Raw genomic sequence first — 25,302 nt, forward strand, 5'->3', positions numbered from 1 at the left:
GCTTCTCCAGCGTCCGCTCGGCCGACCGCATCTACGTGCTCGACGCCGGCACGGTGGTCGAGGCCGGCGACCACGAGACCCTGATGGCACTGGGCGGCCTGTACGCGGAGCTGTTCACCCTACAAGCGGCGGCATACGTCGAGGACTGATCACTACCGCAACAGTTACGGAATTTGAGCCGTTTGAGCAGCTAGGCCCCATGGTGGTGGCCGTTCGGGTGGCGCCGCAGTTACCGGTATGTTTCCGGAAAGTGTTGACGCGTTTTTGGTTCCGGTGTGATACTCGCTATCCACTGGCGTCGATGGCGTCAGTCCACGGGCCCTCCTCGATGGGAGAGTGGCGTGGCGACTTCGGCGGTCGCCACGCCACGCCTGGCCGCCCCTGTCGTGACGGTTCCTCGCCCTGTCGGATCGGTGAGGACCTCGGAAGCGTGATGCCGGCCGCGGACGAATACGATTCTCCTCCGAGCGACGGAGGGGACTCGATGCCGGCGAAGCGGTGGGATACGCGCGAGGTCGTCGCGGAGCGGCGAGAGTTCTTCGGCACCGACTTCGTGTCCAGCCGGGAAGACTCCGAGCGGGAGGCGCGACGCATCATCGACGCGCGGATCGGCCACATGGATGCGCAGGAAATCCTACAGCTGGGGCGGGTGTTCAACCGGCACGGCAAGGCCGGGCGCATCCGTTACGACCGTTTCTCCCCTGGCTTCGCCGGCGCCGTGATGGCGAAACTCGCCCAGAACACCGTCCGGTTCAATGAGGTCGTCTCGGACCTGTGGCGGCGGTCCTTCGAGGACGCGGTGCACCTGCTCGGCCAGATGTACGCCGATCGCACGATTCTGCCTGGCGCCGGCTCCTCGCTCCCCAGCTACCTCCTGTATCTGCGCGATCCCGAGCGCTTCGGCGTGTGCATGAACGCCACAATGACCGGTCTCGGCGTCGAGGTCGACGTGCGGTTCCGGGCCGACAACCAGGACAGCTACGAGCGCTTCTGTGCGGTCTTGATCGAGTGGCGGCGCGAGTACGGCGTGGCGCCGCAGGAGGCGGACGCGATCCTGACGGAAATCATGCGCCGGAGTCGGCCTCGGTTTCACCTGCTGGAGGACCAGCTGACTCGTGTGGACGAGCGTCCCACCTCTGAGGACGTAGCCTCGGCGTGCCACTTGCCGGTGGAGCAGGTCGACGCATGGGTGGAGGCGCTGGAGAAAGGCATGCGACAGGCGGTCTTCTACGGCCCGCCCGGCACTGGCAAGACGCACATCGCCCGGCACCTCGCGCATCATCTGGCGACATCACCGGAGCACGTGGAGATCACCCAGTTCCATCCCGCGTACTCGTACGAGGACTTCGTTGAGGGCTTGCGCCCCGAGCGCAGCGACGGCGGCACCCTCCACTACGCGGTCCGCAAAGGCGTCTTCTCCAAGCTGTGCGATCGGGCCCGCGACGTGCCGAAAGAGACTTTCGTCTTGGTCATCGACGAGATGAACCGGGCTGACCTGGCCGCGGTCTTCGGCGAGCTGCTGCTCTTGCTGGAGTACCGGGACACGGTCTCGGCCACGCTGCCTTACTCCCAGACGCCGTTCTCAGTGCCGCGCAATGTGATCCTGCTCGGCACCATGAACACGGCCGACCGCAGCCTCGCCCTGCTCGACTTCGCGCTTCGACGGCGTTTCCATGCCTTCCCCCTCCTACCCAGCGACGATGTCCTCGGTAGATGGGCGGAAAGCAGCAACGCGGGTGACGCCGACCTGGTGCTCGATGTATTTCGGCTCATTCGCGACCGCATCGGTCACGACTCGCCGGTCAGCCCGGGCCATTCGTACTGGATGGTGGAGGGCATCGATGCACGTGCCGCTCAGCGCGTCTGGGAGTACCAGCTTCGCCCATACCTGGCCGAGTACTGGTTCGAGCGCCCCACCGAACTGGAGCAGCTCGACGCGGACGTTCGGGCCTTGATCGCCGAACGCGCCTAGCGTGATCCGCCTGACCGAATACCAACCGACGACCGTCGACCTCAGTCGGGACGAGGCCGACGAGCTCACCGCGCTCACCAAGGGCGGGCGCGGGGCCGCCGGTCAGCCCCGAGTCATCGAGCGACTCACGATCAACGGGGACGACTACGACGTGACGCCGGGCCCGTACGCCGGTCGCTTCAGCCTGCGCTCCGGTCGGGTTGTGGAGATCATCAGCCGCTTCGCATTCGACGACCTCACCCGGCTACTAGGCCTCGGCGATCGAGCCACGCTGCTGCGCGAGGCAGCCACGGCCGCCACCGGCGGCAATGGCCTGATGGACCTGATCGCGATGGCGTTCACCCGCGAGGTAGAACGGATCGTGGGGCAGGGCCTGGAAAAGGGCTACCGGACACAGACGTTCACCCGTCCCCCATTTGGCGGCGTGCCGGCTGTCACCGCGCATCTGAATACCCACGCGGGGCGCCCCGACCGGCTGGTCACCACCGCGCGCCGCCTCACCACGGACGTGCCGATCAACCGGCTCGTCGCCGCCGCACACCGTCAGATAGCCGCACTGTCCTACCAGGACCGTGGCCTCGCTACCCGGCTGCGCGCCTTGGGTGCCTCGCTGCACCAGATCTCGCCGCTCACCGGACCCGCGACGCCCATTCCGGCCGTCGCATCCCGGTATCGCGAGGCGCATGACCTCGCGCTACTCATCCTGGAGGGACGCACGAGTCTGCCCACGGCCAGCGGTGTCGCGGGCGTTGGCGTGCTGTTCAACATGACGCGTATCTGGGAGCGGTACGTGGAAGCTTGGCTCGCCACGCGGTACGCGATGGGCGAGGTAATCCGGTCTCAGCACCGCATCCAGCTCACCGACAGCCACCCCACATGGGAAGGCCGCGCCGACTTCGTGGTCAAGGCAGGCGGCCGGCCGACTGCCGTCTACGACGCGAAGTACCGCGAGTGGCATGCCCGCCCGGCAACCAGCGAGCTGTACCAACTCCTGGCGTACACAAGTCGGCTCGGCGTCCGGTATGCCGCGCTCCTGCACCCCGCGACCAGCACCGCCAAGGCCACGTTTAGGGTCGGCGACACCACCATCGAGACGATCGCGATCGACATCACGGGCGGCGGTTGAGAGCGCCACCGCTGGCCAGAAAAGCCGACACCTCGCCATAGCGACGTCGACGCGTCGTCAAGAATTCGTACGTGGGCTCAGAATCGAGGGCTTCCTCGTGCCTTTGGTGAGATGTCTGCACGATGGGTTTCTAATCTCAATGCAACGCCTGTAGGAACCTCAAGGGGCGGTCGGTGATTGTGCCGCGGTGAATGCGGTCCGGATCGCGGCCTAAGTCGATGACGCGGCTCAGCGTGGGCAGGCTCGCCCTTCGGGGCAGGCGCCACGGCGTCGGCCGGTGTCCCACCGCGGTCTGAGGGCTCTCGGTCGGTCGATGCGTTACTGCTTGGCGCCAGGCTTTGCTCCTGCTCAGGCGGCGTGGACGCCGAGACCGTAGGTGGACGAGTCTGGTCTGCTCGAGAGGCACAGGAACTCTTGCGCAGCCGCTCGCCATGGCGCTGTATCAAGCCCCAGGCGCGATGGCGCTCGTGCTCGCGACGAAACTCGTCGTGCTTTGGAGAATAGTTACGCGACGCGGTCCGGTCGCGCATTTGAGCCAGCTCAGCCGAAGTGAATAACTGTAGCTGTCGCATCCATAAATTATCCCGCATCTGGCGCGCAATTACTGCCCCGATCGGTGGTCGATCATGTCGAATTTGCGTGAGTGACCATGCCGCCGGTGGGTTTGTCTCGCGGGGCTGGCGGCCCGCGGGAGCATACGGTCCGCAGGTGACGCGGACCGGGGTAAATAAATATGCCTAGCGGGACAGGCGCAACGCCAGGAAGAAGTCGACGCGGTCTTCGAAGCGGGTCAGGTCGCGGCCGGTCAGTGCCTCCACCCGGCTGATGCGGTAGCGGAGTGTGTTGACGTGTACGTGGAGGCGTTCGGCGCAGCGGCTCCACGAGCCGCCGCACTCGAGAAACTCGGCCAGGGTGCGGACCAGGTCGGCGTCGTGGGCCTGGTCGTATGCGGCCAGTGGGCCCAGCAGGCGTTCGCGGAAGGCGTCGCGGGCGTCGGTCGGGACGCGGGCGAGTAGCAGTTGGTGTGACGCGAGCTCCGTGGAGCAGACCACCGCTGTGCGGCCGTGTGCGGAGCGGTGGGCGTGTCTGGCCTCGGCGACCGCGCCAGGCAGTGTGGCCACGCCCACCGCGGGGGCGCTCACGCCGACGGCCAGCCGGCCGGTGCCCAGGCCGGGGCCGAGTGCGTCGAACGCTCCGCGCAGCGTGGCCGGCACGTCGAGATCCGGTGCCGCGGTCGCGATGCCCAGCACGGTGCCGTCTGGCAGCTGGGTCACCGCCGGGTGTGGGGAGACCGTGCGCAGTGCCTCTTCCAGCACCGCGACGGTCAGGTCAGGCGGTGTGCGCAAGCCGGTCAGGCCGGCCACCACCGCCACGAACGTGGACTCCGGGTCGAGCCCGCAGGACAGCACGCCGGCTCGCAGGTCGGCCGGGGCGGCGCCGGCCGCGAGCTGGCGGCCCAGGCCGTCGGCCAGGCGGCGCTCCACGCGCACGACCTCGTCCAGCTGGGCGCGCTCCAGCGCGACGAGGCTGACCAGCTCTTCGGCGCCCTCCGGCAGGCCCGACGGCGCCTCCGCGTCCGCCGCGAACGCCACGAACCAGCTGGCCAGCCGGTGCTCCGGCCGGCCGGGCACGCCCACCAGCGCGTATCGCCCGTCGCCCGCCGGCGCGGGCAGTCTCGTGGCCGCCAGGAACGCGCGGGCGAGCACGCCGCCGGGCGGTGCGGCGTCGGTGCCGGCGATGGGGCGGCCGGTCGGCGAGTACACCCAGCAGGCCAGGCCGAGGTCGGCGGCCACGGGTGGGAGCAGGTCGGCCAGCCGGGCCCCCGCGGCCATCGCGGCCACGAGGCCTCTTTGCCTTCCGAGTACGGTGGCGAGCCCGCTCGCCCGCTGCGCCCAGAGCGACGGGTTGACCGCGTCGACGATCTCGCGGAACGACACCTCGACCGGCACCTCGAACAGCGGCACGCGGTGGCGGGCGCACGCCTCGACGAGGTCGGGCGGCACGCTGCCGAAGACCGCGTCGCCCGCGCCGATGGCGGTGACCTTGGCGGCGGCGCACGCGGCCACGAACGACTCGGAGTCGTCCGGCCCGCGCCGCCACACCATGCCGGTCAGCACGATCTCCCCGCCGGCGAGGTAGCGGCTGGGGTCGGGCAGGTCGGTGACGTACACGCGGGTGACCGGGTGGTCGCGCCCCTCCGCGCCCGTGAGCAGGGCAAGCTTTAGCCGAGGCTGGTCGAGCACCTCGCGCAGCAGCATCGCTCACGTCTCCCGGAGACCAGTTGTAGGAACCTACGAAAACCCTACGGCCCGCATGTTGCGGTTTCGGTGTCAAAGCCGGTTCATGGCCGGTTGTCTGACTGGTCTACTGGCCGAATGAGCGAGAGGCGGGAGGCTACGGGCCTTGCGCACGACGGCGGACGAGCGCCGAGCGACGGAGCGGGGTAGGCACAGTGCCAAACCTCGCTGAGTTCAACGCGCTCCCGGCCGCCGAGGCGGAGCGGGAGCTCCTCGCGTGCTGCGCCGCGCCCGCCTGGGCCCGCGCGGTGGCCGGCGGTCGCCCGTACCCGGACCGGATGGCGCTGCGGACCGCGGGTGACGCCGCCGCACGGGCCCTGACCTGGGCGGACGTCGCGGTGGCTCTCTCCGCGCATCCGCGGATCGGTGAGCGGGCGGCGGGCGCGGGGCGGGAGGCGGCCTGGTCGCGGCGGGAGCAGGCGGGCGCGGACGACCCGTCGGTCGCGGCCGCGCTGGTGGCGGCCAACCGGGCGTACGAGGAGCGCTTCGGGCACGTGTTTCTGATCTTCGCGACCGGCAGGAGCGCGCCCGAGATGCTGGCGGCGGCCCGCGCGCGGCTGGCCCACGACGAGGCCACCGAGCGGCCGGTCGTCCAGGAGGAGCTTCGCAAGATCACACTGCTGCGGCTGGAGAGGTTGGTGCCATGAGCCTGTCCACGCACGTGCTCGACAACGCGACGGGGCAGCCCGCGCGGGGGGTGCCGGTGCGGCTGGAACGGCGGGACGGTGACGGCTGGACGACCGTCGCCGCCGGCCGCACCGACACTGACGGGCGGGTGCGCGACTGGCCCGTGGAGATCGGCGTGCACCGGCTCGTCTTCGACACGGCCGCCAACAGCGACTTCTTTCCCGAGGTGGCGGTGGTCTTCCAGGTGGCGGACGCCGACCGTCACTACCACGTGCCGCTGCTGTTGAGCCCCTACGGCTACACGACCTATCGGGGGAGTTGAGGTTATGGGGATCGTGCTGGGGCCCAACCGGTACGGCAAGGCGGAGACCCGTGTCGTGCGGGTGGTGCGCGACGGCGAGCGGCACGAGCTGCGCGACCTCAACGTGAGCGTCGCGCTCGCCGGCGACCTCGACGGCACCCACCTCACCGGCGACAACGCGGGCGTGCTCCCCACCGACACGCAGAAGAACACCGTGTACGCCTTCGCCAAGGAGCACGGCATCGACCAGCCGGAAGACTTCGGGCTGCGGCTGGCCCGCCACTTCGTCGCGACGCAGCCGACCATCCACAGTGCTCGCATCCACATCGAACAGTACGGGTGGCGGCGCCTCGGCCCGCACTCCTTCCAGCGGGACGGCGCCGAGACGCGCACCGCGACCGTCACCGTGGACGGTGCCGGTGAGTGGGTGGTCGCCGGCCTCGCCGACCTGGTGCTGCTCAACTCGACCGACTCGGAGTTCTGGGGGTACGTGAAGGACGGGTACACGACGCTGCCGGAGACCAAGGATCGCGTGCTCGCGACGGCCGTGTCGGCTCGGTGGCGCCTCGCCTCGCCGGAGGCCGACTGGGCCGCGTCGTACGAGGGCGTGCGGGCGGCACTCGTGACGGCGTTCGTCGACACGTACAGCTTCTCGCTCCAGCAGACGCTTTACGCGATGGGGCGGCGCGTGCTGGAGGAGCGACCGGAGGTGGTCGAGGTGCGGCTGGCGCTGCCCAACAAGCACCACCTGCTGGTCGACCTGGCGCCGTTCGGGCTCGACAACCCCAACGAGGTGTTCGTGGCCGCCGACCGTCCATACGGGCTTATCGAAGGCACAGTCCTGAGATCCGACGCGCCCTCGTACGACGGGGCGTTCTGATGGACTTCCTGCGACCGTCCACATGGGAGGAAGCGCTGGCCGCCAAGGCCGCGCACCCCGACGCGGTGCCGATCGCGGGCGGCACCGACGTGATGGTGGAGCTCAACTTCGACAAGCGCCGCCCGCCGGCGCTGCTCGACCTGACCCGGGTGTCCGCCCTCACCGAGTGGGGTGGCGACGGCGAGCTGCTGCGGGTGGGCGCCGGCGTGCCGTACCGGCGGATCATCGAGGAGCTCGGCGACCGGTTGCCCGGCCTGGCGATGGCGTCCCGGACGGTCGGCTCGCCGCAGATCCGCAACAGGGGCACGGTCGGCGGCAACCTCGGCTCGGCCTCGCCCGCCGGCGACGCCCATCCGCCGCTGCTGGCGGCCGGTGCCGAGGTGGAGCTCGCGTCGGTACGCGGGGTGCGTCGCCTGCCGGTCCAGGAGTTCTTCACCGGGCCGAAGCGGAGCGTGCTGGCGCCCGACGAGCTGATCGCCGCGTTCTGGGTGCGTCCAGGGTTCACCGAGCAGTTCGCCAAGATCGGGACCCGCAACGCGATGGTGATCGCGGTGTGCTCGTTCGCCCTGGCCCTGGACCCTTCGCGTAGGACCGTCGGCACCGGGATCGGGTCGGCCGCGCCCACCCCGCTGCGTGCCACGGCGGCCGAGGCGTTCCTGGCCGCGTCGCTCGACTGGGAGTCGCGCGGCGCCGTGCCGCCGCACGTGGCCGCGGAGTTCGGGCGCCTTGTCGCGGAGGCGGCCGCGCCGATCGACGACGTGCGCGGCACGGCAGCGTACCGCCGGCACGCGCTGTCGGTGCTCGCCCGCCGCACGCTGAGCTGGGCCTGGGGAGGATCGCGATGAGAGTCAACTGCACGGTCAACGGCGAAAAGCGCCAGGCCGACGACGTCTGGCCGGGGGAGAGCCTGCTCTACGTGCTCCGCGAGCGGCTCGGGCTGCCCGGCTCCAAAAACGCCTGCGAGCAAGGAGAGTGCGGCTCGTGCACCGTCTACCTCGACGGCACGCCGGTCTGCTCGTGCCTCGTCGCCGCCGGCCAGGCGGAGGGGCGTGACGTGGTGACCGTGGAAGGGCTGGAGTACGGGCGCGTGCAGGAGGCGTTCGTGGCCGCCGGCGCGGTCCAGTGTGGATTCTGCACACCGGGGCTGGTGGTCGCCGTGCACGACCTGCTGGCGCGCGACGAAAAGCCCAGCGACCCGGACATACGCGAGGCGCTGGCGGGCAACCTGTGCAGATGTACGGGATACGAGAAGATCCTCGACGCGGTGCGGCTGGCGGCCCGATGATCGTCATCGAGGGGTGCGCCGTCGCCACCGTCGACGCGGACCAGACGGAGTTCGCCAGCGGGCACGTCGCGATCGACGGAGACCGGATCGTGGCGGTGGGCGCGGGTCGCTACCCGGGCGACGGCGAGCGGGTCGACGGCACCGGCTGCCTTGCCACGCCGGGGCTCGTCAACACCCACCACCACCTGTACCAGTGGGCCACCCGAGGCCTCGCCCAGCAGGAAAACCTGTTCGGCTGGCTGACCGAGCTGTACCCCGTCTGGACCCGCCTCGACGACGAGGTGGTCGCCGCGACGACGGCCGCGGGGCTCGGGTGGCTGGCGCTGTCCGGCTGCACGACGAGCACCGACCACCACTACGTGTACCCGGCCGGCGTCGGCGACCTCATGGCCGCGCAGGTGTCGGCGGCGGGCGAGATCGGGCTGCGCTTCCACCCGTGCCGCGGCTCGATGGACCTCGGCGCCTCGGCGGGCGGGCTGCCGCCGGACGAGATCGTGGAAGACACCGACGCCGCCCTCGCCGCCACCGAGGAGGCGATCGACCGCTACCACGACCCGTCGCCGGGCGCGATGGTGCGGATCGCGGTGGCGCCCTGCTCGCCATTCTCGGTCACCGGCAAGCTGATGAGCGAGTCAGCCGTGCTGGCCCGCCGCCGCGGGGTGCGGTTGCACACCCACCTCGCCGAGACGGCCGAGGAGGAGGAGTACTGCCTGGAGAAGTTCGGCTGCACGCCGGTGGAGTACGCCGAGCGGCTCGGCTGGCTCGGCGACGACGTGTGGCTGGCGCACGCGGTGCACCTCTCCCCGGACGCGATCTCCCGCTTCGGTGCCACCGGCACGGGAGTGGCCCACTGCCCCAGCTCCAACGCGCGGCTCGGCGCGGGCGTCGCGCCCGTACCCGACCTGCTGGCCGCCGGCGCCCCGGTCGGGCTCGGCGTGGACGGCGCGGCGTCGCAGGAGGGCGGCCAGCTTGGCGCCGAGCTGCGCATGGCGCTCTACGCGGCCCGGGTGCGCGGCGGCCACGACGCGCTCACCGCCCGCCAGGCCCTGTCGCTCGGCACGATCGGCGGCGCGCGGTGCCTCGGGCGGGACGCCGAGCTCGGCTCGCTGGAGCCCGGCAAGCTCGCCGACGTGGCGCTGTGGCGCCTCGACGACCTCGGCCACGCCGGCATCGACGACCCGGTGGCGGCGCTGGTGTTCGGCCCACTGGCCACAGTGGAGCTGCTGATGGTCGGTGGCCGGCCGGTCGTCGAGCGGGGCGAGCTGCGCACCGCCGACGAGCGGGAGCTGACCCGCCGGTCGGTCCGCGCGCACGAGAGGCTCCTGAGATGACCACTGTGGACGTTCCCGTGCGTGCGGGCGTCGGCGCCAGCCCGCGCCGCCCGGACGGCACGCTGAAGGTGAGGGGGGAGTTCGCCTTCTCCTCCGACCTGTGGCACGAAGACATGTTGTGGGGCGCGACACTGCGCAGCCCGTACCCCCGCGCGGAGATCCGCGGCATCGACCTGACCGCGGCGCTCGCGCTGCCGGGGGTCTACGCCGTGCTCACGCACGAGGACGTGCCCGGCGCCAAGCGCTACGGCCTGGAGATCGTCGACCAGCCCGTGCTCGCGATGGGCGAGGTGCGCTACCAGGGCGAGCCGGTCGCGATCGTGGCCGCCGACCACCCGGAGACCGCGCGCCGGGCGGCCGGCCACATCGCCGTCGACTACCTGGAGCTGCCGCCGGTCACCGACCCGGAGAAGGGCGAGCTGCTGCGCAGCGTGCCGGTGCGCACCGGCGATCCACATGCGACAGCCGACGTGGTGGTCACCGGCGAGTACGAGGTCGGCATGCAGGACCAGGCCTTCCTCGGCCCGGAGTCGGGGCTCGCCGTGCCGGCCGAGGACGGTGGCGTCGACCTCTACATCGCGACGCAGTGGCTGCACGTCGACCGCAAGCAGGTGGCCGCCTGCCTCGGGCTGCCCGAGGAGAAGGTGCGGCTCAGCCTCGCCGGCGTGGGCGGCGCGTTCGGCGCCCGCGAAGACCTATCGATGCAGGTGCACGCCAGCATGCTCGCGCTGCACACCGGGCGCCCGGTCAAGATGGTGTACGGGCGCGAGGAGTCGTTCTACGGCCACGTGCACCGGCACCCGGCCAAGCTGCGGTACGAGCACGGCGCCACCCGCGGCGGCGACCTCGTGTACGTGCGGGCGCGCATCGTGCTCGACGGCGGCGCGTACGCCTCCAGCTCCACCGCCGTCGCGGCCAACGCGGCGACGCTGGGCGTCGGGCCGTACGAGGTGCCCAATGTGGACATGGACGCGAGCGTCTACTACACCAACAACCCGCCGTGCGGTGCGATGCGCGGCTTCGGGGCGGTGCAGGCCTGCTTCGCGTACGAGTCGCAGATGGACAAGCTCGCCGCCGCGCTCGGCCTGAGCCCGGTCGAGCTGCGCATCCGCAACGCGATGACCGCCGGCTCCCGCATGCCCACCGGCCAGGTGGTGGAGGGCCCGGCGCCGGTCGCCTCGCTGCTCGCCCGGGTACGCGGCAGACCGGCCCCACCACCGTCCACTTCGGACCTGCGTGGCCTGCCCGGCGGAGTGGGAAACACCACCCACGGTGAGGGCGTGGTGCGCGGCGTCGGGTACGCGATCGGCATCAAGAACGTCGGCTTTTCCGAGGGCTTCGACGACTACTCCACCGCCCGCGTCCGCCTGGAGTTGATCGGCGGCGAGCCGGCCGTGCTGGTACACACCGCGGCCGCCGAGGTGGGGCAGGGTCTGGTGACGGTGCAGGCGCAGATCGCCCGCACGGAGCTGGGCGTCGACCGGGTCACGGTCGCGACCGCCGACACCAGCGTGGGCAGCGCCGGCTCGTCGTCCGCGTCCCGCCAGACCTACGTCACCGGCGGCGCGGTGCGCGCGGCCTGCCAGGCGGTCCGGGCCGCCCTGCTGTCCCGCGTGGGCGGCGCCGGCATCGTGGGCGGCAAGGTGGTCGACCCGGCCGGTGCCGTGCTGGCCGAGCTCGCCGAGGCGATCGGCGACGAGCCGATCGAGGAGACGGTGGAGTGGCGGCACCGCCCGACCTACCCGCTCGACCCGGAGACCGGCCAGGGCCACGCCCACGTGCAGTACGCGTTCGCCGCGCACCGGGCCACCGTCGACGTGGACGTCGAGCTGGGCCTGGTCAAGGTCGTGGAGATCGCCACCGCGCAGGACGTCGGCAAGGCCGTCAACCCGCTCGCCGTCGAGGGCCAGATCCACGGTGGCACGGCGCAGGGGCTCGGGCTGGCGCTGATGGAGGAGATCCAGGTCGTCGACGGGCTGGTGCGCAACCCGTCCTTCACCGACTACCTGATCCCCACGATCCTCGACATGCCCCCGATGGCGGTCGACGTGCTGGAGCTGGCCGACCCCCACTCGCCCTACGGCCTGCGCGGCGTCGGCGAGCCCCCGACGATCTCCTCGACGCCCGCGATCGTCGCCGCGGTCCGGGCCGCGACGGGCAAGGCGCTGGCCCGAGTCCCCATCCGCCCGGAACACATCACCACCTGACCTCACGCGGTTGGCGAGCTTTCGGGTTTAGGGCCGTCGTCCGTCGTGGCATTGCTTCGAGGCAGATTTCCCACGCTCCTGTCAGCGCTAGACCGTATGCTCCCGCGGGCACCGTTCCCGGCCGGCGGCTCGCGGGGCGAGCCGAAATCCCCGGCCGTCCACTGCCGGGTCCGCGCGACAAGCCCCGGCCTCCGCCGATGGACAAATGGTCAACCGCGCGCGGGAGCTTGCTAGGTCACGGGGAAGGGTGGCTGCCACCACCACGGGGTGTCCCGGAGCTCGATGCGGTCGACCCACTTGACCCACCAGAAGCCGCGCCGGCCGGGGGCTACCAGGCGGAGTGGGTAGCCGTGGCCGCGGGACAGGGGTGTGCCGCCGACGTGGGTGGCCAGCAGCAGGGTGTCGACGTCGGCGACCGGTAGGCGGACCCAGTAGCCGGTCACCGAGTGGACCAGCAGGCTGCGGGCGTCGCCGGTCCGGCGGATCAGCGCGGACACCGGCACGCCGGTCCAGTCCTGCTCCGAGTACCAGCCGGAGGTGCAGTCGAGCAGCTCGCGCCGTGTCACCGTATTTCTTGACAAGTCGGGCAACGGCCACGTCCGGGTGCCGTCGGCGTCCACCACCGTCAGGCGCCAGGTCGCCGGGTCTACCGGCGGAGAGGTGTCGTTCAGCCAGATGGTGTTGGGCATCGTCCTGGGCTGGAACGAGCCCACCTCGTACGAGCCGGTGAACCGGCGGCGCCGGCCGGGCAGCAGCAGGGTGGCTCCGTACACGGTCGCGTAGAGGGCGGCCGCGCCGGCGGTCAGCGTGCCCACGCGCATGACCTTGCGGCGGGACAAATCGGTGCGCCTCGGGATGACTCGCCGCGTGACAAGGTGCCACAGCAGCAGGGGCACCAGCGCCAGCGCCGCCGCGACGTGCAGCCACATGCCACGGATGCCGCCGACCGAGCGGACCAGCCCCGTGGTGTACCCGAGTCCGAAGAGGAGGGTGACCACCGCGAGCGCGGCGAGTGTGAGCGACGCCCAGCGACCGATCTTGTGCCGGCGCACGCCGGACCGGATGATCCTGGTTTTCCACGGTATGAGGAGGATGACCAGCATCGCGGCGACGCCGTGGGCGATCACCACCCAGCGTCCGCGGGGCGTGCCGGCGGCCACCGCGCCGGCTCCGGTGGCGAACGCGAGCACCAGAGCGAGCAACAGCGCGAGGTTCGATACCCTGCCCCCGGGATGCCTCATGACCTGCGTTCTAGCTGTAGTCGGACGGTCACCGCAAGGAGGCGTTAGGGGTCTGTAAGAGCCTCGCTGATGTAGGCCCGGTTTCGGACCGCAGCGCCCGGTTAGCGCCCCCTTATGCGTCCCTTAAGACACGCAGTTCTTCGAAAGTCGGTTCAACCAAGCTCGCCCCTCGGTACGTACACGTGGGACGGAGACGTCTGCGTGAGGCGAGGTGAGCACCCGATGCAGTGAGCGCGATCGGACCGGGTGAAGGGCAAGTCACTAGGTTGCGGAAGGTCGGTAAGTCTTGCTGAAGCGGAAGTACGAAGAGCGCTCCGTGGAACGCGACGAAGACACAGGGACGGTGGAGACGACGAGCAGTACGACCGGCGTAAAGCGGAAGCTTCCGCGGCTCCCGCTGATCGGTGCTGTCGTCTTCCTGGCCCTCGCCATGTGGGCGGCCAGCACCACGTTCGGTGGTGCGCTGGCCTCGGTGTACGTCTACGCGTTCCTCAACTTCTTCGCCGGCGTGGTCTCGCTGGTGGCGCTCTCGCTGACGGTCATGTGCGGCCTGGTCGCCACCGACCGGTTCTTCCTGAAGATCGGCCATCGGGTCTTCTTCCAGGGCGTACACAGGGCGACGGCGATCATCGCGGTGGTCTTCCTCGGGCTGCACATCGCGATGAAGGTGCTGTCCGGGACGGCGAGCGTGATCGACCCGTTCGTGCCGTTCGCCAACCCGTTCGAGCCGATCTACATCGGGCTCGGCACCATCGCGAGCTACCTGATGTTCACGGTCTTCTGGACCGGCATCGTCCGGGCGCGGTTCGCCGGCAGCGGCAAGCCGTGGATGTGGCGCACGCTGCACGCCAGCTCGTACGTCGCCTGGCCGGCCGCGCTGGGCCACGGCCTCAACGCCGGCCGCCCGGCCGCCACCTGGGTGTGGCTGAGCTACAGCGCCTGCGTCATCGGCGTGGTGATCGCGCTGCTGGTCCGGGTGTACGTCAGCCTGGGCCGCCGCACGACCGGCAAGGCCGTGCCCACCGCGATGGGCATCAACGTGGAGACCGCGATCATCCCGCGGGTCGGCGACGGCGGGTTCCGGGAGGGTCTGTCGACCTCGACCCGCGAGCAGCGCGCCATCCGCGACGACGACCTCGAAAACACCGCCACCCGGATGATGACGACCGGCCGCCCCCCGCGCGAGCGGGAGGCCGCCGGGCAAGAGACCCGCGTCGGCTACGCGATGCCGGTGGCCCCGCCCGAGCAGCGGCGTCCCCGTACCGAGGAGCGGACGCCCGACGAGCTGGTCTCGCCGGGCGAGCGGCGCGCGTCCCGGCCCGAGAGGCCGGAGCGGGCCCGGTCCGACGCGCGGCGTTCCCGGCTGGAGCAGATGGACGAGCGGGCCGAGGAGCGGCGCGTCCTGGAGCGTTCACCGGCGCCCCGGGCAGACGTGGGCGAGCGCCTCGACGACATGCGGCGGCAGGAGCGTCGCGCGTCGCGGTCCGGCTCGCGCAACGAGGACAAGCGCAGCGCGACGCAGTGGCGCCGCGGCAAGTCGAAGTCGGAGGCGAAGGAGGCCGACGCCACCGACCGCGAGTGGTACGAGAGCCTGCGCGGCGACGAGCCGGTGTCCGGGTACGGGCCGGTCTCGGGTGGTTACGCGCCCTCGTCGCCGGCGCCCGCCCCGCAGCCCGAGCGTGAGCGGTACGGCCGCGGCGAGCAGGGCGGCGGCCGCCGCCGGGCGGAGCAGCGCGGTGAGCGGTGGACGTCGCCGGCCGACGAGCGCTACGCCGACATCGACCCGGTCTCGGCCCCGGCCAGCCGCTACGACCAGAGCCGCGAACCCGTCTCGGCCCCGGCGCGGCGCTACGACCAGAGCCGCGAGCCGGTCTCGGGCCCCGCGCCGCGCTACGACCAGAGCCGCGAGCCGGTCTCCGGTCCCGCGCCGCGCTACGACCAGAGCCGCGTCGACCCGGTCTCCGCGCCCTCCAGCCGGTACGGCCAGAGCCGTTACGACGAGCCGCGGTACGAGGACGAGCGTCCCCGCCGGGCGGCGCTGCGCCTGGTGACCGACGACGACGCACCCCGCCGGTCGCGCCGCTCGCGCTCGTCGCGCGAGCAGGAGGACGCGCGGCACAGCCGCCGCGACGACGGCCGGCACAGCCTCGGCGAGGAGGACGACGGCCCGATCCAGTACGCGTCCGAGCCTGGCTACGAGCGTCCCGGCCCGTACCCGCCCGCGGTGGACCCGATGCCCTCACGCCGGTCACGGCGTGGCCGCCGGGCAGCGGGCGGTGAAGACATGGACAACGGTGCCTACTGGACTCGACCTCGGGAAGGGTATGGGAGGTGAGTGGAGGGATGGTTCCGGCCGTCGGTCGCGCCGGTCCGGCCCGGCTGACCGCGGGCTTCGAACAGTTCGGGCGCCTGGATCTCTGGGATCACCAGCAGGTACACGGTGACCTGCGCCCGATGTCGAGCGCGGACCTCATCTCCCTCGCCGAACAGATCAAGCTCACTGGGCGGGGTGGAGCGGCGTTCCCGTTCGCCCGCAAGGTCCGTGCGGTCATCGAGTCGGCGATGCGGCAGGAGAAGCCGATCGTCGTGGTGGTCAACGCCACCGAGGGCGAGCCGGCGGCCTGGAAGGACAAGGTGCTGCTCGCCCGCGCGCCGCACCTGATCCTCGACGGCGCCTCCCTCGCCGCCTGGGCGCTCGAAGCCGACGAGATCGTGATCGGCGTGGAGAAGGACCACGTCGGCCACGAGTCGCTGCGGCGGGCGCTGGCCGAGCGGCGGATGCCGGCGCCGACCCGCATCGTGGGTGTGCCGCACCGGTTCATCTCCGGCGAGGGCGGCGCGCTGGTCCGCGGCATCAACGGCGAGGCGCACATCCCGCCCGGCCGCAAGATCCGGTCGAGCGACTCCGGCGTCAACGGGCTGCCCACGCTGCTCTCCAACGCCGAGACGTACGCCCAGCTCGCGTTCGCGGCGAGCATCGGGCCCTACGAGTACGCCGCGGTGGGCACCGGCCGGGAGCCGGGCACCGTGCTGCTCACCATCACCGCCAACGGCAAGCCGAGCGTGGTGGAGGCGCCGACCGGTGTACCGCTGAAGGAGGTCCTGCGCATGTGCGGGGCCACGCCCGGACAAGGGCTGCTCCTCGGCGGGTACCACGGAAAGTGGATCACCGCGGAGGCCGCGTCGCGCGCGGAGATCTCCCGGGAGAGCCTCACCGAGGTCGGCGGCACGCTCGGCGCGGGCATCATGATCCCGCTGCCGGAAGACACCTGCCCGCTCGGCGAGGTGGAGCGGGTCATGCACTACATGGCGGCCGAGTCCGCCGGCCAGTGCGGCCCGTGCCGCCTCGGCCTGCCCGACCTCGCGCGCACCGTCTCGAAGCTGGTCCAGGGCGGCGGCGGCCAGGCGGCCGTGCGCGCCGCGGCCGGCGTGGTCAAGGGGCGCGGCGCGTGCAGCCACCCCGACGGCACGTCCCGCTTCGCCCTCTCCGCGCTGGAGGTCTTCGCGGAAGACATCGCCACCCACGCGTACAGCGAGGGTTGCGGCCGCCCGGTCAAGGGCGTGCTCCCGCTCTCCAGCTCGCCCGAGACCGAGGGCACGACCGGCGGGGTGGGCAAGCTCGTGGTCGACTGGACCCGCTGCGACGGGCACGGGCTCTGCGCCCACCTCGTACCGGAGCTGATCCGGCTGGACGGCAACGGATATCCGGCGATCGCCGACACCCCGGTGCCGGCGTGGCTCGAGGCGGACGCCCGGCGGGCCGTCGACATGTGCCCCGGGCTCGCGCTCCGGCTCACCGGCGTCAACGAGAAGCCCGGCCGGCGCGGCAAGACCAAGGAGCCCAAGCGGAGGCCGTCCAAACCACTGCGGTAACTGGCGCGCCTCGCGCGCCGGACCGCGCGGCCGTCGCGGAGCGAGGGCCGGGTGGCAGAGTTTCGGCTACGGTGCTTAGGTGACCGAGATACTCAGTGACGAGGCCCGGGAGTTCATCGCCGATCTACACCGGCGGTTCGCCTCCCGCCGTAACGAGCTGATCGCCCGCCGCGCCGAGCGGCGCGCCGAGGTCGCCCGCACCGGCCGGTTCGACTTCCTCCCGGATACGGCCGAGATCCGCCTCACCGAGTGGCAGGTCCCGCCCGCGCCGGCCGACCTCACCGACCGGCGCGTCGAGATCACCGGACCGACCGAGCGCAAGATGGCCATCAACGCGCTCAACTCCGGTGCCAAGGTGTGGCTGGCCGACCTTGAAGACGCCAACACCCCGCACTGGTCCAACGTGGTCGGTGGGCAGCAAAACCTCTACGACGCGGTACGCCGCACCATCTCGCTCGACACCGGCGGCAAGCACTACGAGCTCGGCGGCGGGCCGTATCCGACGATCGTCATGCGCCCGCGCGGGTGGCACCTCCACGAGCGCCACCTGCCGTTGGACGGGTGGCCGGCGATCGGCGCGCTCGTCGACTTCGGGCTGTACTTCTTCCACAACGCGCGGGAGCTGCTCGAGCGGGGCAGCGGGCCGTACTTCTATCTGCCCAAGATGGAGAGTCACCTCGAAGCTCGACTGTGGAATGACGTGTTCACCTACGCGCAGGACGCGCTCGGCATCCCGCAGGGCAGCATCCGGGCGACGGTGCTCATCGAGACGATCCCGGCCGCGTTCGAGATGGACGAGATCCTGTGGGAGCTGCGCCCGCACGCGTCCGGCCTCAACGCCGGCCGGTGGGACTACCTCTTCAGCATCATCAAGTACTTCCGCGACGCCGGGCCCGACTTCGTGCTGCCCGACCGGGCGTCGGTCACCATGACCGCGCCGTTCATGCGGGCGTACACGGAGCTGCTCGTCGCCACCTGCCACCGGCGCGGCGCGTTCGCGATGGGCGGCATGGCCGCGTTCATCCCGAGCCGGCGCGACCCGTCGGTCAACGAGGTGGCACTGGCGAAGGTGCGCGAAGACAAAGAGCGCGAGGCGGGCGACGGCTTCGACGGCTCCTGGGTGGCCCACCCCGACCTGGTGCCGGTCTGCCGCGAGGTCTTCGACCGCGTGTTGGGTGACCGCCCCAACCAGCTCGACCGGCAGCGGCCCGAGGTGGTGGTCCCCGCCGAAAAGCTGCTCGACGTCGCCGCCACGCCAGGCGCCGTGACGGAGGCGGGGCTGCGCAACAACGTGTCGGTCGCCCTCCAGTACATCGAGGCCTGGTTGGAGGGCAACGGCGCGGTCGCCATCAACAACCTGATGGAAGACGCGGCGACCGCGGAGATATCACGGTCGCAGATCTGGCAGTGGGTCCATCAAGGCGTGCGGCTGGAGGACGGCACACCGATCACCGCCGACCTGGTGCGGCGGATCGGCGACGAGGAGCTGGCCCGGCTCGGCGACCCGGAGCGCTACAAGTCGGCCCGCGACCTCTTCGAACAGGTCGCGCTGGCCGACGACTTCGCCGACTTCCTGACGGTCCCGGCTTACGAGCTGATCCAGTAGATGTTTCCGGAGTCCTTCCTCGACCCCCTTTTCGCCGAGCTGGACGGCCTGCTCGGTGGGCTCGACGCGGAGCTGGCGGTGCGCTACCCCGGTGACCCGGGCGGGCGGCAGCCGGTGCACACCGTGTACGTGCCCGCCGACCGGATGCACGCCGGCCTCGTGACGGAGTGGGGCACGGCCGCGCGGGAGGCGCTGAAGGCGCACCCGCCGCTGCCGTTCGGGGAGGAGCTGCGCGACCGCGTGCTGTCCAAACTGGACCGCGAGCCGATCGAAGACCTGCGCATCGACTTCGAAGACGGATACGGGATCCGCGACGACGCCACCGAGGACTCCGACGCGGTGACCGCGGCCGCGGCGCTGCGCGACGGCCCGGCGCCGCCGTTCGTGGGGCTGCGGGTCAAGAGCCTGGAGGCGGCGACGCGGCGCCGCGCGGTGCGCACGCTCGCCGTCTTCCTCTTCTGGTACGGCGGCCTGCCGCCCGGCTTCGTCGTGACGCTGCCGAAGGTGAGCGCGCCGGCGCAGGTCGAGGCGATGGCGATCCTGTGTGGACGGTTGGAGGTCGAGTACGGGCTGCCGGCCGGCGCGCTCCGCTTCGAGGCGCAGGTGGAGACGCCGCCCGCGGTGCTGGGGCCGGATGGGCGGGCCACCGTCGCCTCGATGATCGCGGCGGCCGGCGGGCGGCTCACCGGGCTGCACTACGGCACCTACGACTACAGCGCCAGCCTCGGCATCGCCGCCGCGTACCAGAGCCTGGAGCACCCGGCCGCCGACCACGCCAAGGCGGTGATGCAGGTGGCGGTGGCCGGCACCGGTGTGCGCCTCTCCGACGGCTCCACCAACGTGCTGCCGGTCGGCGACACCGCCGCCGTGCGGGAGGCCTGGGCGCTGCACTCCCGGCTGGTGCGCCGCTCGCTGGAGCGCGGCTTCTACCAGGGCTGGGATCTGCACCCCGCCCAGCTGCCCACCCGCTTCGCCGCCACGTACGCCTTCTTCCGCGACGGAGCCCCGGCCGCCCGCGCCCGCCTCGCCGCATACCGCGAGCGCCGCTCCGGCGGCATCCTCGACGAGCCGGCGACCGCGCGGGCGCTGGAGGGCTTCCTTACCCGCGGCGTCCACTGTGGTGCGCTCGACGCCTCGGAGGGCCCGTGAGCTACGACCTTGTGCTGCGCTCACGCCGGGTCGTGCTGCCGGACGGCGAGCGGCCGGCGGCGGTGTGCGTCTCCGACGACCGGATCGCGGCGATCGAAGCCTACGACTTCCCCGGCACGGATCTCGGCGACGCCGCGCTGCTGCCCGGCCTCGTCGACACGCACGTGCACGTCAACGAGCCCGGCCGGACGGAGTGGGAAGGCTTCGCCACTGCCACCCGCGCCGCCGCGGCCGGCGGTGTGACGACCATCGTGGACATGCCGCTCAACTCGCTACCGCCCACCGTCGACGCCGACGCCCTCGCGGTCAAGCGTGCGGCGGCGACCGGTCAGTGCCATGTGGACACCGGCTTCTGGGGCGGCGCGATCCCCGGCAACGCGGCCGCCCTGCCCGCGCTGTACGAGGCCGGGGTCTTCGGCTTCAAGGCGTTCCTGGTCGACTCGGGCGTGCCGGAGTTTCCACCGCTCACCCCCGCGCAGCTGCGGGAGGCGCTCGCCGCGGTGGACGCGCTCTTCGTCATCCACGCCGAAGACCCGGCCGCCATCGAGCCGGCCGCCACGTCGCCGCACTACGCGGACTTCGTCGCCTCCCGGCCGCCCAGCGCGGAGACCGGCGCCGTCGGCACGGTCGTGGCGGCCGCGCGGGAGAGCGGACGCCGGCTGCACGTGCTGCACCTGTCCGCCGCGTCCGCGCTGCCGTCCACCGTGGACGTTCCGGGCGTCACCGTCGAGACCTGCCCGCACTACCTCACGTTCGCGGCCGAGGAGGTGCCGGACGGCGCGACGGAGTTCAAGTGCTGCCCGCCGATCCGCGACGCCGCCAACCGCGAAGCGCTGTGGCAGGGGCTCGCCAGCGGCGCGATCGACTTCGTCGTCTCCGACCACTCGCCCTGCACCCCCGACCTGAAGCGCGGCGACACCGGCGACTTCGCGGCGGCCTGGGGCGGCATCGCCTCCCTCCAGCTGGGCCTGCCGGTCGTGTGGACGCAGGCCGCCGCCCGCGGCTTCACCCTCGCCGACGTGGTGCGCTGGATGGCGACCCGCCCGGCCGAGGTCGTGGGCCTCGCCCGCAAGGGCCGCATCGCGGTGGGCTACGACGCCGACCTCGTCGCCTTCGAGCCGGACGCCGCCTTCGTGGTCGACGCCGGACGGTTGCGCCACCGGCATCCGGTCACCCCCTACCACGGAAGGGCGCTGCTCGGAAAGGTGCGCACCACCTGGCTGCGCGGGTCCGTTGTGGACGGTGTGACCCCGCGCGGCCGGCTGCTGTCCCGAGGTGCGGCATGACCTGGCGGCTGCTGCCCGACCTCGCCGCCCGATCGCTCGGCGGCGGCGTTCCGCATGTCACGGATGAGCTCTTCGCCGCCGGAGACAACCTGGTCACCGACGCGCCGCCGAGCTTCGAGGCGCGGACGTTCGGCCCGAAGGGCCAGGTCTACGACGGCTGGGAGACCCGCCGCCGCCGCGAGCCCGGGGTCGACCACGCCATCGTCCGCCTCGGCGCGCCCGGCATCGTGCGCGGCGTGGTCGTGGACACCGCGTTCTTCACCGGCAACTACCCGCCGCACGCCTCGGTGGAGGGCGTCGCGGTCGACGGCTACCCGAGCCCGTCCGAGCTGGCGTCCGCGCCGTGGGCCCCGCTCGTCCCGAAGTCGCCCCTGGCGGGGGACACCCGCAACGAGTTCGAGGTGAGCGACCCGCACCGCTGCACACACGTGCGCCTGACCATCTACCCGGACGGCGGTGTGGCCCGGCTACGCGTTCACGGCGAGGTCGTGCCCGATCCCACCCTGCTGCCGGCGGTACTCGACCTGGCCGCGATGGAGCACGGCGGCCAGGTCGTGGGGTGCAGCGACATGTTCTACGGCCCGCCGCACCGCCTCATCGCGCCCGGCCTGGCACGCGTGATGGGCGAGGGCTGGGAGACCGCCCGCCGCCGCGACGACGGCAACGACTGGGTGCTGGTCAAGCTCGCCGCGCCCGGTGTGGTACACCTCGCCGAGCTCGACACGAGCCATTTCAAGGGCAACGCGCCAGGCGCGGCAAGCCTGCGCGGCGTGGACGCCCGAGTGTCCGACGTGGACGATCCGGCGGCGTGGTTCGACATCCTGCCGCGCACCCGCCTCCAGCCCGACACCCGCCACCGCTTCCCGGTCGCGGGCCCGCCGCCGGCCGCCACCCACGTGCGCCTCGACGTCTTCCCCGACGGCGGCATGGCTCGCCTCCGCCTGTACGGCTCCCTCACGGACGACGGCCGCGCCGCCCTGGCTGCCCGCTGGCAGAGCACGACCCGCCCCTGACCTCGGTCGTGGCCCGGACCGTCGCTCCCGCCGCCGTTGGTTGCGGCCACCCCTCTGGGGTCGCTGTCCGTTGTGGTGTTACTTCGAGACAGAGTTTTCCCGGGTCCGCGTCAGTTGCTGACCGTATGCTCCCGCGGGCACCGCTCCCGGCCGGCGGCTCGCGGGGCGAGCCGACTTCCCCGGCCGTCCGCTGCCGGCTCCGCGGGGCAAGCCCTGCTCCCGCGGCTCACCCTCGCGTTGGGGTTGCGGTCGCCCCTTTGCCTCCGGCGGATGCACAGCCCGCGGTGCAGAGTGTTTGTCCACAATGCCTGTTGCCGACCAGGCGGCGAGACCGCGCACAGGGCTTCGTCGCCCTGAGTAACCGCCGGCGCCGTCCGCGTGGCCCAAGATTCGAGATCTAGGAGAGAGTTAGGGCGCCATACCAACCCAAACTCTCCTAGATCTCGAAGTTCTCAGCCGAGCCTGCCGACGCTGCGTCACAGACGGTGGCCAGTGAGGCCGGCGGGGCAGGGATCTAGCTGGTTGTCGCTTCGGGGCTGACACCGTGCGGCTCGAGCCGGTGGGCGAGGCGGTGCAGGGCTGTCGCGGTGAGCTCGCGCATCGTCGTGCGGCGTCGGCGCGGTGGCCGCTCGGGCTGCGTGCGGGCCTTCGGGCGGGCGGAGTGCACGTGGTGCCGGGTCGCGTTGTCGGCCATCACCATCGCGGAAAGGGCGAGCATCTTGTCCTCCTTATAGCAACCATCTGATTGCCATCCAAGCTATAGCAATCAGATGGTTGCGTCAAGCGGCCTGGCGGACCGATCGAGTGGCTTGACTATCTGGGCGGCGCGCCGCTACGTTTCTTCCGGAATAGTTCCGGAAGGTCGCCGGGCGCGGTCGAGGGAGGACGTCGAGTGAGGATCGTGGACGCCCGGGTGATCGTGAGCTGCCCCGGCCGCAACTTCGTCACGCTCAAGTTGGTCACCGACGAGGGCGTGACGGGCATCGGCGACGGCACGCTCAACGGGCGCGAGCTCGCCGTCGCGAGTTACCTGCGGGAGCACGTGGTGCCCCTGCTGATCGGGCGCGATCCGGCCAGGATCGAGGACACCTGGCAGTACCTCTACAAGGGCGCGTACTGGCGGCGCGGGCCGGTCACGATGAGCGCGATCGCCGCGGTCGACACGGCCTTGTGGGACATCAAGGGCAAGGTGGCCGGGCTTCCGGTCTACCAGCTGCTGGGTGGGCGGTCACGCGAGGGTGTCACCGTGTACGGGCACGCCAGCGCGGACACAGTGGACAGTGTGCTCGACCGGGTGGCCGACTTCGTGAAGCAGGGCTACAAGGCGGTGCGCGTGCAGACCGGCATCCCCGGACTGTCCGGTGTGTACGGTGTGCACGTCGGCCCCGGCGTGTACGAGCCGGCCGGCGCCGCCGTGCCCAGCGAGGCGGTCTGGTCCACCGAGCGCTACCTCGACCACGTGCCGAGCGTGTTCGCGCGGGTGCGGGAAGAGTTCGGGCCGCACCTCAAGCTGCTGCACGACGTGCACCACCGGCTCACGCCGATCGAGGCGGCGCGGCTGGGCAAGAGCCTCGAGCCGTACGCGCTGACCTGGATGGAGGATCCGGTGCCGGCCGAGCTCCAGGAGGGGTTCCGGCTGATCCGGCGGCACACCACGACGCCGATCGCGGTGGGCGAGGTCTTCAACAGCATCTGGGACTGCCAGCAGCTGGTGAGCGAGCAGCTCGTCGACTACGTGCGGGCGACCGTGGTGCACGCCGGCGGCATCACCCACCTGCGGCGCATCTTCGACTTCGCCGCGCTCTACCACGTGCGCAGCGGCTCGCACGGCGCCACCGACCTGTCGCCGGTGTGCCTCGCCGCGGCGCTGCACCTCGACATCAGCATCCCCAACTTCGGGCTCCAGGAGTACATGCCGCACGCGGACGCGACCGACGAGGTCTTCCCGCACACGTACCGTTTCGACGACGGCTACCTACACCCGTCCGAGGAGCCCGGCCTCGGCGTGGAGATCGACGAGGATCTGGCGGCGCGATACCCGTACAAGCCGGCGGCCCTGCCGGTCAACCGCCTCGAAGACGGCACCCTGCACAGCTGGTGACCGGTGCGGGCCCACCGGGCGTGGGCCCGCACCCCAGACCCGGCCGGAGTGGTTGAGTCAAAGATACTTGACATGATGTCTGGCTAGCTTTACCTTCGTGTGCATGTCCATCGAGGAGAAGCGGTCCTGGATCTACGCCACGATCGCGGTCGTCGTGCCCGCGGTCTACGCGGTCGTGATGCTGCGGCGGCTCGACGGCACCGATGCCGCCGACGTCGCCTACATCCGGCCACTGATCACCGCGGTCGTCGCCGCCATGGTGCTCGGCATCGTGGCCAACATCGTCGCCGCCATGTTCTCCCGTAAAGAGGAGATCGACCGCAAGGACGAGCGCGACCGGCAGATCCACCGCATCGGCGAGTACGTCGGCTTTCACGTCATGAGCCTCGCCGCGCTCGGGCCGCTGGTGCTGGCTATGGCCGAGGTCGACTACTTCTGGATCGCCAACGCGCTCTACCTGTCATTCTGCCTGGCCGCGCTCGGCTCGGCGGCCGCGAAGATCGTGGCGTATCGGCGAGGCTTCTGACATGGTCAAGCCCACCCGGGTCACCAACTCGATCCGCGCCCTGCGCTTCGCCGCCGGCGAGATGACCCAGGCGGACCTCGCCGATCGCATCGGCGTGACCCGCCAGACCGTCATCGCGATCGAGCAGGGGCGCTACTCGCCGTCGCTGGAGATGGCCTTCCGCATCGCCCGCGTCTTCAAGGTCTCGCTCGACGACGTCTTCCAATACCCCGACGAGACCGACTAGCGAGCTTTCGGGCAGGGTCGCCGTCCGTCATGGCGTTGTTTCGAGGCAGAAATTTCCCACCTCCGCGTCACCTGCGGACCGTATGCTCCCGCGGGCACCGCTCCCGGCCGGCGGCTCGCGGGGCGAGCCGAGTTCCCCGGCCGTCCGCTGCCGGGTCCGCGGGACAAGCCCTCGGGCCACCGCCGGCATCCCGAGGCCCGCCTTCCCACTGTTTGGGGGATGTGGCTCGGCATGTGGACGGCGCAATGATCGTTC

21 protein-coding genes are annotated in these 25,302 nt (G+C 71.6%); 18 read left to right on the plus strand and 3 right to left on the minus strand.

The window, feature by feature from the left end; all coding sequences use genetic code 11:
- Positions 1-484: 484 nt before the first annotated feature.
- Together AC5L36_RS19315 and AC5L36_RS19320 are read left to right on the plus strand one after the other, a co-directional pair.
- Entirely contained in the window at positions 485-1,972 is a 1,488-nt protein-coding gene (locus AC5L36_RS19315; protein WP_441218002.1) for an McrB family protein, read from the plus strand.
- A gap of 1 nt (position 1,973) precedes the next feature.
- Positions 1,974-3,098 carry a 5-methylcytosine restriction system specificity protein McrC gene (locus AC5L36_RS19320; protein ID WP_441218004.1) on the plus strand — a complete coding sequence of 375 codons (1,125 nt, stop codon included), beginning with the start codon at positions 1,974-1,976 and terminating at the stop codon, positions 3,096-3,098.
- A gap of 737 nt (positions 3,099-3,835) precedes the next feature.
- Here AC5L36_RS19320 and AC5L36_RS19325 read toward each other — a convergent pair.
- Positions 3,836-5,356 carry a PucR family transcriptional regulator gene (locus AC5L36_RS19325; RefSeq protein WP_441218006.1) on the minus strand — a complete coding sequence of 507 codons (1,521 nt, stop codon included), beginning with the start codon at positions 5,354-5,356 and terminating at the stop codon, positions 3,836-3,838.
- Between the two features lie 194 nt (positions 5,357-5,550).
- Between AC5L36_RS19325 and uraD the strand changes: the two genes are divergently transcribed.
- Genes uraD through pucD form a run of 7 tightly spaced genes read left to right on the plus strand, consistent with a single transcriptional unit; the run spans position 5,551 to position 12,026 of the window.
- Positions 5,551-6,042 carry a 2-oxo-4-hydroxy-4-carboxy-5-ureidoimidazoline decarboxylase gene (gene uraD, locus AC5L36_RS19330; RefSeq protein ID WP_441218008.1) on the plus strand — a complete coding sequence of 164 codons (492 nt, stop codon included), beginning with the start codon at positions 5,551-5,553 and terminating at the stop codon, positions 6,040-6,042.
- Positions 6,039-6,344, plus strand: a complete 306-nt coding sequence (gene uraH / locus AC5L36_RS19335; protein WP_441218010.1) for a hydroxyisourate hydrolase — start codon at positions 6,039-6,041, stop codon at positions 6,342-6,344. Before uraD ends, uraH begins: the two co-directional genes overlap by 4 nt.
- A 4-nt stretch (positions 6,345-6,348) precedes the next feature.
- Complete coding sequence (gene pucL / locus AC5L36_RS19340; RefSeq protein ID WP_441218012.1) at positions 6,349-7,203, plus strand: factor-independent urate hydroxylase; 855 nt, start codon at positions 6,349-6,351, stop codon at positions 7,201-7,203.
- On the plus strand, positions 7,203-8,048 hold the full coding sequence (locus AC5L36_RS19345) for an FAD binding domain-containing protein (protein WP_441218014.1): 846 nt from the start codon (positions 7,203-7,205) through the stop codon (positions 8,046-8,048). The genes pucL and AC5L36_RS19345 overlap by 1 nt, the downstream gene beginning before the upstream one ends.
- Entirely contained in the window at positions 8,045-8,488 is a 444-nt protein-coding gene (locus AC5L36_RS19350; protein WP_441218016.1) for a (2Fe-2S)-binding protein, read from the plus strand. The genes AC5L36_RS19345 and AC5L36_RS19350 overlap by 4 nt, the downstream gene beginning before the upstream one ends.
- On the plus strand, positions 8,485-9,819 hold the full coding sequence (locus tag AC5L36_RS19355) for an 8-oxoguanine deaminase (RefSeq protein ID WP_441218018.1): 1,335 nt from the start codon (positions 8,485-8,487) through the stop codon (positions 9,817-9,819). The genes AC5L36_RS19350 and AC5L36_RS19355 overlap by 4 nt, the downstream gene beginning before the upstream one ends.
- On the plus strand, positions 9,816-12,026 hold the full coding sequence (pucD, locus tag AC5L36_RS19360; protein WP_441218020.1) for a xanthine dehydrogenase subunit D: 2,211 nt from the start codon (positions 9,816-9,818) through the stop codon (positions 12,024-12,026). Before AC5L36_RS19355 ends, pucD begins: the two co-directional genes overlap by 4 nt.
- A gap of 230 nt (positions 12,027-12,256) precedes the next feature.
- On the opposite strand, the gene AC5L36_RS19365 is transcribed toward pucD, so the two are convergent.
- Positions 12,257-13,267 (minus strand): molybdopterin-dependent oxidoreductase, encoded by a 1,011-nt coding sequence (locus AC5L36_RS19365; protein ID WP_441218022.1) that lies wholly within the window; start codon positions 13,265-13,267, stop codon positions 12,257-12,259.
- A gap of 316 nt (positions 13,268-13,583) precedes the next feature.
- Between AC5L36_RS19365 and AC5L36_RS19370 the strand changes: the two genes are divergently transcribed.
- The 6 genes from AC5L36_RS19370 (at position 13,584) to alc (ending at position 22,194) form a co-directional block, all read left to right on the plus strand.
- A complete protein-coding gene (locus AC5L36_RS19370) occupies positions 13,584-15,602 on the plus strand; it encodes a hypothetical protein (RefSeq protein ID WP_441218023.1) in 2,019 nt (672 codons plus the stop codon).
- Between the two features lie 8 nt (positions 15,603-15,610).
- On the plus strand, positions 15,611-17,140 hold the full coding sequence (locus tag AC5L36_RS19375; RefSeq protein ID WP_441218025.1) for a ferredoxin: 1,530 nt from the start codon (positions 15,611-15,613) through the stop codon (positions 17,138-17,140).
- Between the two features lie 79 nt (positions 17,141-17,219).
- Positions 17,220-18,746: a malate synthase A gene (gene aceB / locus AC5L36_RS19380; protein ID WP_441218027.1), complete on the plus strand. Its 1,527-nt coding sequence runs from the start codon at positions 17,220-17,222 to the stop codon at positions 18,744-18,746.
- Positions 18,747-19,895, plus strand: a complete 1,149-nt coding sequence (locus tag AC5L36_RS19385; protein ID WP_441218029.1) for a DUF6986 family protein — start codon at positions 18,747-18,749, stop codon at positions 19,893-19,895. It begins immediately after the preceding gene.
- Positions 19,892-21,181 carry an allantoinase AllB gene (gene allB / locus AC5L36_RS19390; RefSeq protein ID WP_441218030.1) on the plus strand — a complete coding sequence of 430 codons (1,290 nt, stop codon included), beginning with the start codon at positions 19,892-19,894 and terminating at the stop codon, positions 21,179-21,181. The genes AC5L36_RS19385 and allB overlap by 4 nt, the downstream gene beginning before the upstream one ends.
- The gene (gene alc / locus AC5L36_RS19395) at positions 21,178-22,194 is read left to right on the plus strand and encodes an allantoicase (protein WP_441218032.1); all 1,017 of its coding nucleotides are present in this window, start codon (positions 21,178-21,180) and stop codon (positions 22,192-22,194) included. The genes allB and alc overlap by 4 nt, the downstream gene beginning before the upstream one ends.
- 514 nt (positions 22,195-22,708) lie before the next feature.
- Here alc and AC5L36_RS19400 read toward each other — a convergent pair.
- A complete protein-coding gene (locus AC5L36_RS19400; protein WP_441218034.1) occupies positions 22,709-22,912 on the minus strand; it encodes a hypothetical protein in 204 nt (67 codons plus the stop codon).
- Between the two features lie 174 nt (positions 22,913-23,086).
- On the opposite strand from AC5L36_RS19400, the gene manD reads away from it, so the two are divergent.
- The 3 genes from manD to AC5L36_RS19415 all read left to right on the plus strand — a co-directional run bounded on the left by manD (position 23,087) and on the right by AC5L36_RS19415 (position 25,047).
- Complete coding sequence (gene manD / locus AC5L36_RS19405; RefSeq protein ID WP_441218036.1) at positions 23,087-24,295, plus strand: D-mannonate dehydratase ManD; 1,209 nt, start codon at positions 23,087-23,089, stop codon at positions 24,293-24,295.
- 103 nt (positions 24,296-24,398) lie between these two features.
- Positions 24,399-24,821, plus strand: coding sequence for a hypothetical protein (locus AC5L36_RS19410; RefSeq protein ID WP_441218038.1), 423 nt, complete (start codon positions 24,399-24,401; stop codon positions 24,819-24,821).
- Between the two features lies 1 nt (position 24,822).
- Positions 24,823-25,047, plus strand: a complete 225-nt coding sequence (locus tag AC5L36_RS19415) for a helix-turn-helix transcriptional regulator (protein WP_441218040.1) — start codon at positions 24,823-24,825, stop codon at positions 25,045-25,047.
- Positions 25,048-25,302: the final 255 nt, after the last annotated feature.

This window comes from Phytohabitans sp. LZ39, assembly GCF_059359075.1.